Source organism: Burkholderia sp. AU18528, from assembly GCF_002223215.2.
Taxonomy (GTDB): domain Bacteria; phylum Pseudomonadota; class Gammaproteobacteria; order Burkholderiales; family Burkholderiaceae; genus Burkholderia; species Burkholderia semiarida.
The window spans coordinates 659945-672539 of record NZ_NKFC02000006.1 but is presented as its reverse complement, the minus strand read 5'-3'; the positions used below and the strand labels follow the sequence as shown (position 1 = coordinate 672539).

10 protein-coding genes are annotated in these 12595 nt (G+C 67.4%); 6 read left to right on the top strand and 4 right to left on the bottom strand.

Going from position 1 to position 12595, the window contains the following annotated elements; genetic code table 11:
- Positions 1–186 precede the first annotated feature (186 nt).
- The 5 genes from CFB52_RS19840 to acnA all read left to right on the top strand — a co-directional run bounded on the left by CFB52_RS19840 (position 187) and on the right by acnA (position 7360).
- Positions 187–1173 (top strand): malate dehydrogenase, encoded by a 987-nt coding sequence (locus CFB52_RS19840; RefSeq protein WP_006487742.1) that lies wholly within the window; start codon positions 187–189, stop codon positions 1171–1173.
- Positions 1174–1356: 183 nt separating this feature from the next.
- Entirely contained in the window at positions 1357–2364 is a 1008-nt protein-coding gene (locus CFB52_RS19835; protein WP_059582810.1) for a CoA ester lyase, read from the top strand.
- A gap of 229 nt (positions 2365–2593) precedes the next feature.
- Complete coding sequence (locus CFB52_RS19830; RefSeq protein ID WP_059582813.1) at positions 2594–3109, top strand: hypothetical protein; 516 nt, start codon at positions 2594–2596, stop codon at positions 3107–3109.
- A 29-nt stretch (positions 3110–3138) separates the two neighbouring features.
- Positions 3139–4590 carry a bifunctional 2-methylcitrate dehydratase/aconitate hydratase gene (locus tag CFB52_RS19825; protein WP_059582817.1) on the top strand — a complete coding sequence of 484 codons (1452 nt, stop codon included), beginning with the start codon at positions 3139–3141 and terminating at the stop codon, positions 4588–4590.
- 52 nt (positions 4591–4642) lie between these two features.
- A complete protein-coding gene (gene acnA, locus CFB52_RS19820; RefSeq protein ID WP_059582818.1) occupies positions 4643–7360 on the top strand; it encodes an aconitate hydratase AcnA in 2718 nt (905 codons plus the stop codon).
- 103 nt (positions 7361–7463) lie between these two features.
- Here acnA and CFB52_RS19815 read toward each other — a convergent pair whose 3' ends face one another.
- From CFB52_RS19815 to CFB52_RS19805, 3 genes are read right to left on the bottom strand one after another with little or no spacing between them, the layout of a single operon-like run.
- The gene (locus tag CFB52_RS19815; RefSeq protein ID WP_059582820.1) at positions 7464–7901 is read right to left on the bottom strand and encodes a DUF1801 domain-containing protein; all 438 of its coding nucleotides are present in this window, start codon (positions 7899–7901) and stop codon (positions 7464–7466) included.
- Positions 7898–8329 carry an SRPBCC domain-containing protein gene (locus CFB52_RS19810; protein WP_059582822.1) on the bottom strand — a complete coding sequence of 144 codons (432 nt, stop codon included), beginning with the start codon at positions 8327–8329 and terminating at the stop codon, positions 7898–7900. The genes CFB52_RS19815 and CFB52_RS19810 overlap by 4 nt, the downstream gene beginning before the upstream one ends.
- Positions 8329–8652 carry a helix-turn-helix transcriptional regulator gene (locus tag CFB52_RS19805; protein WP_059582824.1) on the bottom strand — a complete coding sequence of 108 codons (324 nt, stop codon included), beginning with the start codon at positions 8650–8652 and terminating at the stop codon, positions 8329–8331. Before CFB52_RS19805 ends, CFB52_RS19810 begins: the two co-directional genes overlap by 1 nt.
- 647 nt (positions 8653–9299) lie before the next feature.
- On the opposite strand from CFB52_RS19805, the gene CFB52_RS19795 reads away from it, so the two are divergent.
- Positions 9300–11033, top strand: coding sequence for a protease pro-enzyme activation domain-containing protein (locus CFB52_RS19795; RefSeq protein ID WP_099317244.1), 1734 nt, complete (start codon positions 9300–9302; stop codon positions 11031–11033).
- Positions 11034–11097: 64 nt separating this feature from the next.
- On the opposite strand, the gene CFB52_RS19790 is transcribed toward CFB52_RS19795, so the two are convergent.
- Positions 11098–12516 (bottom strand): MFS transporter, encoded by a 1419-nt coding sequence (locus CFB52_RS19790; protein ID WP_099317243.1) that lies wholly within the window; start codon positions 12514–12516, stop codon positions 11098–11100.
- Positions 12517–12595: the final 79 nt, after the last annotated feature.

Below are 12595 nucleotides of genomic sequence, written 5' to 3'. Positions count from 1 at the left end.
CTCCCGGTCGAGCAAGGGTTCGCGGGTGCAACAGCGCGTCCCCGGCTACGTGCCACGGCCGTCTCCAGGTTCACCGCGTCCGCCATCGCGAGTCCTCCGCCCTGCTTCAATGCAACGCTACGCACAACGCGCATAGAATGGCGTTTTCGCTCGCGTCCAACGCTTCACCCGTCCTGGAGATTTTCAATGGCTAAGCCCGCAAAGCGCGTTGCCGTCACCGGCGCCGCAGGTCAAATCGCTTACTCCCTGCTGTTCCGCATCGCGAACGGCGACCTGCTCGGCAAGGATCAGCCGGTCATCCTGCAACTGCTCGACCTCCCGCAAGCCCAAGCCGCCGTCAAAGGCGTCGTGATGGAACTCGACGATTGCGCGTTCCCGCTGCTCGCGGGCGTCGTGATCACCGACGATCCGAAGGTCGCGTTCAAGGATGCCGACGTCGCGCTGCTGGTCGGCGCACGTCCGCGCTCGAAGGGCATGGAGCGCAAGGACCTGCTGTCGGCGAACGCCGAAATCTTCACGGTCCAGGGCGCCGCGCTGAACGAAGTCGCGAGCCGCGACGTGAAGGTGCTGGTCGTCGGCAACCCGGCGAACACGAACGCGTACATCGCGATGAAGTCGGCGCCGGATCTGCCGAAGAAGAACTTCACGGCCATGCTGCGCCTCGACCACAACCGCGCGCTGTCGCAGCTCGCCGCCAAGTCGGGCAAGCCGGTCGCGTCGATCGAGAAGCTCGCCGTGTGGGGCAACCACTCGCCGACGATGTACCCGGACTTCCGCTTCGCGACCGCCGAAGGCGAATCGCTGCTGAAGCTGATCAACGACGACGTGTGGAACCGCGACACGTTCATCCCGACCGTCGGCAAGCGCGGCGCGGCGATCATCGAAGCGCGCGGCCTGTCGTCGGCAGCGTCGGCGGCGAATGCGGCGATCGACCACGTGCGTGACTGGGTGCTCGGCACGAACGGCAAGTGGGTCACGATGGGCATCCCGTCGGACGGCTCGTACGGCATCCCCGAAGACATCATCTACGGCGTGCCGGTCACCTGCGAAAACGGCGAATACAAGCGCGTCGAAGGCCTGGAAATCGACGCGTTCTCGCGCGAGAAGATGGACGGTACGCTGGCCGAGCTGCTCGAAGAGCGCGACGGCGTCGCCCACCTGCTGAAGAACTAAGCATCACGCATCGGGCCGGGCAGCCTTCGGGCGCCCGGCTTCGGCGCGGGCCGGCATGCCGCCGGCCCGCGCCGAGCGATCCGATTCGCGCACGTTTTACCGCCTCGCGCCACCTCTCGCCGGCCCAGAACCTGCCCGAATCCGATTTTCTCCACGTTGACCCGCTTCCCTGACGTAGAAGAGATGGCCGCGCTCACTCCTGCACAAGTGCTCTACGACGGGGCGTCCCCGCCCGCGATCCTGCCCTGCTGCGATCACTACGCGGGCAGCGAGAAGCTGATGCGCAAGTCGCTCGCACTGCAGGCCGAGCTGGGTCCCGTGTTCGACCTCACGCTCGACTGCGAGGACGGCGCGGCCGTCGGCCAGGAAGCCGCGCACGCGGCGCTCGTGGCCGACCTGCTCGGCAGCGCCGAGAACCGCTTCGGCCGCGTCGGCGTGCGCATCCACGACTTTTCCCACCCGCACTGGCGCGACGACGTGCGCATCGTGCTGCGCGCGGCGCGCGTACCGGCCTACATCACGCTGCCGAAGATCGCGAACGCCGCCGACGCGGCCGAAATGACCGCGTTCATCGAAGGCACGCGCCGCGAGCTCGGCATCGCGCAACCGATCCCTGTCGACGTGCTGGTCGAAACGCACGGCGCGCTCGCGCAGGCGGCCGCCCTCGCCGCGCTGCCGACGGTCGGCACGCTGAGCTTCGGGCTGATGGATTTCGTCTCCGCGCATCACGGCGCGATCCCCGACTCCGCGATGCGCTCGCCCGGCCAGTTCGATCACCCGCTCGTGCGCCGCGCGAAGCTGGAAATCGCCGCGGCCTGTCACGCACACGGCAAAACATCGTCACACAATGTGACTACCGAGGTGCGCGACATGAGCGTGGTCGCCGGCGATGCGCGCCGCGCGCGCGACGAATTCGCCTTCACGCGGATGTGGAGCATTCACCCCGCGCAGATCCGCCCGATCGTCGACGCGTTCGCCCCGCGCACCGACGAAGTCGCGCTGGCCGCCGAGATCCTGCTGGCCGCGCAGGCCGCCGACTGGGGCCCGACGCGCCACGGCGATACGCTGCACGATCGCGCGAGTTATCGTTATTACTGGTCGGTGCTGCGCCGTGCGCGGGCCACCGGCCAGCCCGTACCGTCCGAGGCCGCGCCGCTGTTCGGCCCGGCCGCCGCGGGCGTCGCGCATTGAGTGCGCGCCGCCGGCCGAGCCACGCGTTGCATGCATCCGCCGGCACGCGAGCCGGCAGACGTTTGCGAAACGACAAAAAACGTAACGGAGCCCGAAAACCTGATATATGCGCGGCCAAATAGGTGAAAATAGCGGCCGCTGCGCGCTTTCGGGGCGCGTGCAGTTTCAAACCGGCCGGCAGTGTCGATTGCCGGCCCTTGTCAACTGATTATCGAAAGGTTCTGACTCCATGAAGAAACTCCTGATCGCTACCGCCATCGGCGCCTTGTCCGCCACGATGCTGGTGTCGGCTCCGAGCGCGTTTGCCCAGGGTACGGCCACCACGACCGCGAAGAAGGCAGCGGCCAAGCGCCCGGCGCCGGCCAAGCGCATCATCCCGCGCAGCAAGAAGGCGCAGGCGCGCGCGGCCGCCAAGGTCGATCCGGTGCCGGAAGGCGCGGTCAAGTGGTCCTGCAAGGAAGGTCTGTCGTTCGATCTCGCCGGCGACATGAAGCGCGACCAGGTCGTCACGGTTCACTGGGCGAAGAAGAACTACAAGCTGCCGCGCCAGACCACGACGACGGGCGCCGACACGTTCTACGATCCGGCAGCAGGCTTCAAGCTGGTCGTGATCCCGACCAAGGCGATGCTGTTCTCCGACGCGAACGGCGGCGAGCGCCTCGCGGACGAGTGCGTGACGCCGGAAATGGCGCAAGGCGGCGCAGCGCCGACGCAGGCGAACGAACTGAAGCCGGCAACGAACTAAGCGCGCGTTTTTCCGCTCTCGGCCCCTCGATGTCCGCCCCGGTCTCCAACGTCCGCCCTGCTCCGGATACGGTACTCGTCGACATCGTCGACTACGTGCTGAACACCGGCATCGACAGCGCGCTCGCGCTGGAGACGGCGCGTCATTGCCTGATCGACACGCTCGGATGCGGACTCGAGGCGCTGTCCTACCCTGCCTGCACCAAGCTGCTCGGCCCCGTCGTGCCCGGCACGATCGTGCCGAACGGCGCGAAGGTGCCCGGCACGTCCTTCCAGCTCGATCCCGTCCAGGCTGCGTTCGGCATCGGCGCGATGATCCGCTGGCTGGACTTCAACGACACCTGGCTCGCCGCCGAATGGGGTCATCCGTCCGACAACCTCGGCGGGATCCTGGCGACGGCCGACTGGCTCTCCCGCACGGCCCGCGCGGCCGGCCGCAAGCCGCTCGCGATGCGCGACGTGCTGGTCGCGATGATCCAGGCCCACGAGATCCAGGGCTGCCTTGCCCTCGAGAATTCGTTCAACGCGGTCGGGCTCGACCACGTGCTGCTCGTGAAGGTCGCGTCGACGGCCGTCGTCGGGCGCCTGCTCGGGCTTACGCGCGACGAGCTGATCAACGCGGTCTCCAACGCGTTCGTCGACGGCCACGCGCTGCGTACCTACCGCCATGCGCCGAACACCGGTTCGCGCAAATCCTGGGCGGCCGGCGACGCCACGTCCCGCGCGGTGCGCCTCGCGCTGATCGCGAAAACGGGTGAAATGGGCTATCCGTCGGCGCTCACCGCGAAGACCTGGGGCTTCTACGACGTGCTGTTCGACGGCAAGCCGTTCCGCTTCCAGCGCCCGTACGGCACGTACGTGATGGAAAACGTGCTGTTCAAGATCGCGTTCCCCGCCGAATTCCATGCGCAGACGGCCGCCGAGGCCGCGCTGCTGCTGCACGCGCGGCTCGCCGCGGCGGGCCGCACGACCGACGACATCGGCCGGATCACGATCCGCACGCACGCGGCCGCGATCCGCATCATCGACAAGCAGGGCCCGCTCGCCAATCCGGCCGATCGCGACCACTGCATCCAGTACATGGTCGCCGTGCCGCTGCTGTTCGGCCGGCTGACGGCGGCCGACTACGAAGACTCGGCCGCGGCGGACCCGCGCATCGACGCGCTGCGCGCGAAGACCGTGTGCGTCGAGGATCCGCAATTCACGAAGGATTATCACGATCCGGACAAGCGATCGATCGCGAATGCGCTGACGATCGAGTTCACGGACGGATCGAAGCTTGCCGAAGTGGCGGTCGAGTACCCGCTCGGCCATCGGCGGCGCCGTGCGGACGGCATCCCGCTGCTGGTCGAGAAGTTCAGGACCAACCTCGCCCGCCGCTTTCCGGCCAAGCAGCAACAAGCGATTCTCGACGTGTCGCTGGACCAGGCAAAGCTCGAAGCGATGCCGGTCGATGAGTACGTCGATCTGTATATGATCTAGCCGTCAGATACAGGACTCTTTGTTTCCTAGCCTCAAACCCAGGAAAATCACCATGGCCCACAATCTCCACAAGACCCTCAAGGAATTCGACAGCGGTTCCGGCAAAGGCAAGTTCTACTCGCTGCCGCAGCTCGGCAAGGAACTGAAGACGAAGATCGAACGCCTGCCGGTGTCGATCCGCATCGTGCTCGAGTCCGTGCTGCGCAACTACGACGGCAAGAAAATCACCGAAGAGCACATCGAGCAGCTCGCGAACTGGAAGCCGACCGCGAAGCGCGTCGACGAGATTCCGTTCGTCGTGTCGCGCGTCGTGCTGCAGGATTTCACGGGCGTGCCGCTGCTCGCCGACATCGCGGCCATGCGCGGCGTCGCCGAGCGCACGGGCAAGAACCCGAAGAAGATCGAGCCGCTGGTCCCGGTCGATCTCGTCGTCGACCACTCGGTCCAGATCGACTACTTCCGCCAGAAGGACGCGCTCGACCTGAACATGAAGCTGGAATTCCAGCGCAACAACGAGCGCTACCAGTTCATGAAGTGGGGCATGCAGGCGTTCGACACGTTCAAGGTCGTGCCGCCGGGCGTGGGCATCGTCCACCAGGTGAACCTCGAATACCTCGCGCGCGGCGTCCACAAGAAGACGGACGGCGCCGACACCGTGTACTACCCGGACACCCTCGTCGGCACGGACAGCCACACGACGATGATCAACGGCATCGGCGTGGTCGGCTGGGGCGTGGGCGGCATCGAGGCGGAAGCCGGCATGCTCGGCCAGCCGGTGTACTTCCTGACGCCGGACGTCGTCGGCGTCGAGCTGAAGGGCAAGCTGCGCGAAGGCGTGACGGCCACCGACCTCGTGCTGACGATCACGGAAATGCTGCGCAAGGAGAAGGTCGTCGGCAAGTTCGTCGAATTCTTCGGCGAAGGCACGCGCTCGCTGTCGCTGCCGGACCGCGCGACGATCGGCAACATGGCGCCGGAATACGGCGCGACGATGGGCTTCTTCCCGGTCGACGAAAAGACGATCGAGTACTTCGAAGGCACGGGCCGCACGAAGGCCGAAATCGCCGCGTTCGAAAACTACTTCAAGGCGCAGAATCTGTTCGGCATTCCGAAGGCCGGCGACATCGACTACACGAAGACGGTGACGCTCGACCTCGCGACGGTCGCGCCGTCGCTGGCGGGCCCGAAGCGCCCGCAGGACCGCATCGAGATCGGCCACGTCAAGTCGACGTTCACCGACCTGTTCTCGAAGCCGGTCGCGGAAAACGGCTTCGCGAAGAAGGCGGAAGACCTGAACACGCAGTACACGACGAGCAACGGCGTCGACGTGAAGAACGGCGACGTGCTGATCGCCGCGATCACGTCGTGCACGAACACGTCGAACCCGAGCGTGCTGCTGGCGGCCGGCCTGCTCGCGAAGAAGGCGGTCGAGGCCGGCCTCACGGTCGATCCGAAGATCAAGACCTCGCTCGCGCCGGGATCGCGCATCGTCACCGAATACCTGACGAAGACGGGCCTGCTGCCCTACCTGTCGAAGCTCGGCTTCGAAGTCGCGGCGTACGGCTGCACGACCTGTATCGGCAACGCGGGCGACCTGACGCCGGAGCTGAACGAAGCGATCACGAAGAACGACATCGTCGCGGCGGCCGTGCTGTCGGGCAACCGTAACTTCGAAGCACGCATCCACCCGAACATCCGCGCGAACTTCCTCGCGTCGCCGCCGCTCGTCGTCGCGTACGCGATCGCCGGCAACATCACGCGCGACCTGATGACCGAGCCGGTCGGCAAGGGCAAGGGCGGCCGCGACATCTACCTCGGCGACATCTGGCCGACGAGCGACGAGATCCACGCGCTGCTCAAGTTCGCGCTCGATCCGAAGAAGTTCGAGGACAACTACTCGAAGCTGACCAAGAAGGGCGACCTCTGGAGCAAGATCGAGGGCGAAACGGGCGAGGTCTACGACTGGCCGAAATCGACGTACATCGCCGAGCCGCCGTTCTTCGGCAACGACTTCTCGATGGAACCGGCCGCGTCGATCCCGACCGTCAAGGGCGCGCGCGCGCTGGGCATCTTCGGCGATTCGGTCACGACCGACCACATCAGCCCGGCAGGCTCGATCAAGGAAGATTCGCCGGCCGGCAAGTGGCTGAAGGAAAACGGCGTGCAGAAGGCCGACTTCAACAGCTACGGCTCGCGCCGCGGCAACCACGACGTGATGATGCGCGGCACGTTCGCGAACGTCCGGATCAAGAACCTGATGATCCCGGCGAAGCCGGACGGCACGCGCGTCGAAGGCGGCCTGACGATCCACCAGCCGAGCGGCGAACAGCAGTCGATCTACGACGCGGCGATGCGGTACGTCGCCGCCGGCACGCCCACCGTCGTGTTCGCGGGCGAGGAGTACGGCACGGGCTCGTCGCGCGACTGGGCCGCGAAGGGCACGCAGTTGCTCGGCGTGAAGGCCGTGATCGCACGCAGCTTCGAGCGCATCCACCGCTCGAACCTGGTCGGCATGGGCGTGCTGCCGCTGCAGTTCAAGGGCGCGGACAGCGTCCAGTCGCTCGGCATCACCGGCGAAGAGACGTACGACATCGAAGGCCTCGGCGACGATTTCAAGCCGCAGCAGGACGTCACGCTCGTGATCCATCGCAAGAACGGCGAAACGCAGCGCGTGCCGGTGCTGCTGCGCATCGATACGCCGATCGAAGTCGACTACTACAAGCACGGCGGGATCCTGCCGTTCGTGCTGCGCTCGCTGCTCGCAGCGTAAGCGCTGCCTGTTGCAGGTGCCGCAGCCGCCTCGCGGGCGGTTGCGGCCGATTTGGATGCCCGACCTCGTGTCGGGCTTTTTTTCGCCGGTGCTCGATGCGGCCTTACGCCGCCTTGTCGCCGCGCGCCTTCGCGGCCGCCCCTCGCGCGTTCTTCTTCAAATGCATGCGGTTGTATTCGATTGCCGCACGCACGAGGTGCTTCAAGGCCCGCTTGTCGATCTCGTCGCCTTCGACAAAATCGATCGCGCGACGCGCGTTCCCTTCGAGGCCCGCATTGAACAACCCGTCGGGATCGGGCAGGTGCGCGCCGTGCATGAACGTCAGCTTCACCTTGCCCTTGTGCGCGTTCGCGACCGCGATCATCCCGTCGCACGACCACACGGGGCTGCCCATCCACTTCCATTCCTCGACGATGCCCGCTTGCGCATCGAGGATCGTCTGGCGCAGGTCGGCGAGCGTCTCGCCGCGCCAGTCGGCGATGCCGGCGATCAGCGCGTCGATGCGCTCGGACGGTTGCAGCTCGTTGGCACGCGTACTCATGCGCGGGCCTCCGTTTGCGCGTCGGGGCGCGCCAGCACCTGTTCGAGCGCGTCGAGGAACCGTACCCAGCCGTACTGCGCGCCGCGATACGCCTGCTCCTGATCGGGCCGGAAGCCGACCTGCTCCATGCGCAGGCGCGTGCCGGCAGGCGTCGGCGTGAGTGTCCACGTCACGACGCTTTCGAGGCCGTGGGCGGCCCACGTATAGGACAGCGCGCGGTGCGGCTCGATCGTGAGGACCGTGCAGTCGACCGAGCCCCAGTCCGCCCGGAAGCTGAACGCCCGGCCCGCGACGGGCTCGAAGTCGCTCTTCATCAGCCACGCCTCGATCAGGTGCGGTTGGGTGAGCGCGCGCCAGATCTTCTCCGGCGGATGGGGCAGCTCCCGGTCGACGACGACGGAGCGGGTTTCGGTAGTGGCTTGGTTCATTACTGATCCATCCTTTTGAGCAGATCTTCAAGGGCATCGAACCGGCTCCGCCAGAAGCCCGCCATCTGGCTCGTCCAGTCGATCAACGGGGCCAGCGCCTGCGGCTGCGCGCTGTAGTGCGTCTGCCGGCCTTCGTGACGGTCGTTCACGAGCCCGGCCTGCTTCAGTACGCCAAGGTGCTTCGACACGGCCGGCTGCGACACGCCCGCATCGGCCGTGAGCGCGGCAACCGTCAGCTCGCCCTCCGCGCACAGCCGCTCGAAAAGCGCGCGGCGCGTCGGATCGGCGAGTGTCCGGAAAAGCGTGTCGTGTGCATTCTGCATATCGGTCACAATTCATAACTCTGTGGTTATGAATTCAAGAATATCCGCTGATCGGCTTGAGTCAAGGCGGGATTTCGCGAACGGCGCCGTTCGATTCGGCGCACGCATCGCTCGGTCGCGCCGGCACGCGGCCTTCGTCGAATTCGAGACTCTCCTCTAATCCGCAGTCGCGCCACGCGATCCGAAAGCCGCCTGCAAGACTGCCCGGCGCGCTGTTCCACAGTTCGGGAAACATCCGGGCTCCACCGGCCCCGTCGTTGTGCATGCGCGAATCCGTTCCTGACGAGTCGCTTCCAATGACCACATAGTGCGATACGGCGCGCAGCCATTGACACGCACACGCCATGCATCCATGCGGCGCGCCCTTCCGGGACCGCGCACATTCCGATGCTGCAACGAACGGCTCGTGTGTGCGAGCGACGCGCGTTGCCGCGCCGTCGTACCGCAAACCGGTTCGCTCACCGGGCCCACCATCGCCGTCGCGTACGCCGCCGCGCGTGCCCGCCATGCGTCCGGTTGTCAGAACTGACAGCTATGGAAACTGGCAGCTACCCGAACGGCATCGACGCCCTACGCTCGTCACCGCTCGCGGCCCCACAAGGGCCGGGGGTTCCAGTAACGTCGCCTCTCCTAAAAAAGGACTCCCGATGAAAAGGAACGCCTGGTTTGCCCTTCCCCTTCCGTCGCCCCGCCGCCTGGCGTGCGTGGCACCGCTCGTGTTCGCCGCCGCTGCGGCGCATGCGGCGACGGATTGGGTCGATACCCATACGAAAGCCTTTCTGACCGGCCCGCAGTTGATGGCGCGCAGTGCGGCGCCGTCGCTCGAACTCGCGGCCGGCGAGACGACCAACGTCGTCGTCAGCCTGAAGCTGCGCAACGCCGCGCAGCTCAAGCAGCTGGCGCGCGACGTGAACCGGCCCGGCAGCGCGCATTACCGCCAGTACCTGACGCACGAGCAGTTCCTCGCGGACTACGCGCCGACCGATGCGCAGGTGAAGTCGGTCGTCGACTATCTGCACAAGAGCGGCTTCACGAATGTCGAGGTCGCGCCGAACCGCCTGCTGGTCTCCGCCAGCGGCACGGCCGGCACGGTGAAGGCCGCGTTCAACACGTCGCTCGTGCACTTCGAGTACGCGGGCCGCTCGGGCTTCGCCAACACGTCGACCGCACAGGTGCCGCGCGCACTCGGCGACGTCGTCGGCTCGGTGCTCGGGCTGCAAAGTGTCGCGCGGGCGCGGCCGATGCTGCGCATCGGCAACGTGGCGAAGCCGCAGGCGCTCGCGGCCGGCACGGCGACGGGCCACTATCCGAAGGAATTCCCGGGCCTCTACAACGCGACCGGCGTGCCGACCGCCGCTGGCGTGACCGTCGGCATCATCACGATCGGCGGCGTGTCGCAGACGCTGCAGGACCTGAAGCAGTTCACGTCGAGCAACGGCTACGGCACGGTCTCGACGCAGACCGTCAAGACCAACGGCACGGGCGGCAGCTACGCCGACGACCAGGACGGCCAGGGCGAATGGGATCTCGACAGCCAGTCGATCGTCGGCTCGGCCGGCGGCCAGGTCGGCAAGCTGGTGTTCTACATGGCCGATCTGAACGCCGCCGGCAACACCGGCCTCACGCAGGCGTTCAACCGCGCGGTGTCGGACAACACCGCGAAGGTGATCAACGTCTCGCTCGGCTGGTGCGAAACCGATGCGGACGCGGACGGCACGCTCGACGCCGAGGAACAGATCTTCACGACGGCAGCCGCGCAAGGCCAGACGTTCTCGGTATCGTCGGGCGACGAAGGCGTGTACGAGTGCAACAACCGCGGCTATCCGGACGGCTCGAACTACACGGTGTCGTGGCCGGCTTCGTCGCCGCACGTGCTCGCGATCGGCGGCACGACGCTGTACACGACGTCGGCCGGTGCGTTCTCGAACGAGACCGTGTGGAACGAAGGGCTCGATTCGAACGGCAAGCTGTGGGCAACGGGCGGCGGCGTCAGCTCGATCCTGCCCGCGCCGTCGTGGCAATCGGGCAGCAATCGCCGGTTGCCGGACGTCGCGTTCGATGCCGCGCAAAGCACGGGCGCGTACATCTACAACTACGGCCAGTTGCAGCAGATTGGCGGCACGAGTCTCGCCGCACCGATCTTCACGGGCTTCTGGGCGCGGCTGCTCGCGGCGAACGGCACGGGCCTCGGCTTCCCGGCCGGCAACTTCTATGCGGACATTCCGTCGCATCCGTCGCTCGTGCGCTATGACGTCGTGTCGGGCAACAACGGCTATCAGGGGTATGGCTACAAGGCCGGCACCGGCTGGGATCTGACGACCGGCTTCGGCAGCCTGAACATCGCGAACCTCAACCAGTTGATCAAGTCGGGCGGGTTCTGAGCGATGCATGAAAGCCGGCGCGCGGCGATGGCTTGCCGCGCGCCGGCTGTAACCGTGCCGCGCGCTACTCCGCCGCCGGCTCCTTCACGCGCTCCGACACGACCGGCGCGCCGGCCCGATGCGACGGCGCGAACAGCCGCAGCCCGCTCGCGACGCTCGCCGCGCCCGCGAACCCCGCACCGAGCATCAACGCAAGCGTCGGCCCGTGGCGGCCCGCGATCCCGAACGACAATGCAACCAGCGCCGCGCCCGTGGCCTGCCCGATCAGCCGCGCGGTCGCGATGATCCCGCTCGCGCCGCCGCTGCGTTCGGGCGGCGCGCTCGACATCAGCGCCTTCAGGTTCGGCGACTGGAAGAAGCCGAAGCCCGCGCCGCACAGCATCATCCGCCAGCCGATGTCGACGACGCCCGGCGACACCGGCAGCGCGGCGAGCGACACCATCCCCGCACTCAGCAGCGCGAGGCCGATCGCGCCGAGCAGCCCGGGCGGATAACGATCCGACAGCCGCCCCGCGATCGGCGCGGCGAGCGCGACGACCGCCGACCACGGCGTCATCAGGAAGCCCGTTTCGACCGCGCTGCGATGCAGGACGGTTTCGAAATAGAACGGCAGCGACACGAACGCAAGCCCCTGCGCGGCGAACGCGCACACGGCGGTCAGCGCGGACAGCGTGAACACGGGCCGGCGGAACAGGTCGATCGGCAGCATCGGCGCCGGGTGCCCGGCCTGGCGGCGGATCAGCAGCCAGCCGAACGCGAATGCCACCGCGGCCGCCGCGAACACGACGGAGCGCGGCCCGCGCTGCGCGAATTCGCCGAGCGCGAAGATCAGCGATGCGAACGTGATCACGTTGAACAGCGCGGCGACCGGATCGAATACATGCTTGCCGCGCGCCGTCCGCGGCAGCGACGGAATCGCCACGGCGAGCGCGAACACGCCGAGCGGCACGTTCACCGCGAACAGCCACGGCCATGCGGCCACCGAGAGAATCAGCGACGCGATCGTCGGCCCCACCGCGAACGACACGCCGACGACGAGCGCGTTGAAGCCGACGCCGCGCCCGAGCCGGTGCGCGGGGAACAGGCCGCGGATCAGCGCGACGTTCACGCTCATGATCGCGCTCGCGCCGAAGCCTTGCACGATGCGCGCGGCCGTCAGCATCGGCAGCGTGGCCGCGAGCGAACAACCGAGCGACGCCAGCGTGAACACCGCCAGCCCGGCGACATACACGCGCTTGTGGCCGACGATGTCGCCGAGCGACGCGAACGGCAGCAGCGTCGCGACCATCGCGAGCTGGTACGCGTTGATGATCCACACGGACGCGGCCGGCGACGCGTGCAGGTCGGCGGCGATCGCGGGCAGCGCGGTGTTCGCGATCGCGGTGTCGAGCGTCGCGAGCGCGACGGCCAGCAGCACGGCGGACATCGCGCGCCAGTTGACGGCCGGCTCGTGCACGCCGGCGGGGGAAGCGAATTCGGACAAGATGGGCTCGGCTGACGAGCGACGCGCGGCGTCGCGGATTGAGCGGCGCGGCGCCCGACGCTCCGTGCAGCAGCACGGG

Coding starts and splice junctions, on each gene's coding strand:
- CFB52_RS19840 (WP_006487742.1), top strand. CDS start 187: ATGGCTAAGCCCGCAAAGCGCGTTGCCGTCACCGGCGCCGCAGGTCAA.
- CFB52_RS19835 (WP_059582810.1), top strand. CDS start 1,357: ATGGCCGCGCTCACTCCTGCACAAGTGCTCTACGACGGGGCGTCCCCG.
- CFB52_RS19830 (WP_059582813.1), top strand. CDS start 2,594: ATGAAGAAACTCCTGATCGCTACCGCCATCGGCGCCTTGTCCGCCACG.
- CFB52_RS19825 (WP_059582817.1), top strand. CDS start 3,139: ATGTCCGCCCCGGTCTCCAACGTCCGCCCTGCTCCGGATACGGTACTC.
- acnA (WP_059582818.1), top strand. CDS start 4,643: ATGGCCCACAATCTCCACAAGACCCTCAAGGAATTCGACAGCGGTTCC.
- CFB52_RS19815 (WP_059582820.1), bottom strand. CDS start 7,901: ATGAGTACGCGTGCCAACGAGCTGCAACCGTCCGAGCGCATCGACGCG.
- CFB52_RS19810 (WP_059582822.1), bottom strand. CDS start 8,329: ATGAACCAAGCCACTACCGAAACCCGCTCCGTCGTCGTCGACCGGGAG.
- CFB52_RS19805 (WP_059582824.1), bottom strand. CDS start 8,652: ATGCAGAATGCACACGACACGCTTTTCCGGACACTCGCCGATCCGACG.
- CFB52_RS19795 (WP_099317244.1), top strand. CDS start 9,300: ATGAAAAGGAACGCCTGGTTTGCCCTTCCCCTTCCGTCGCCCCGCCGC.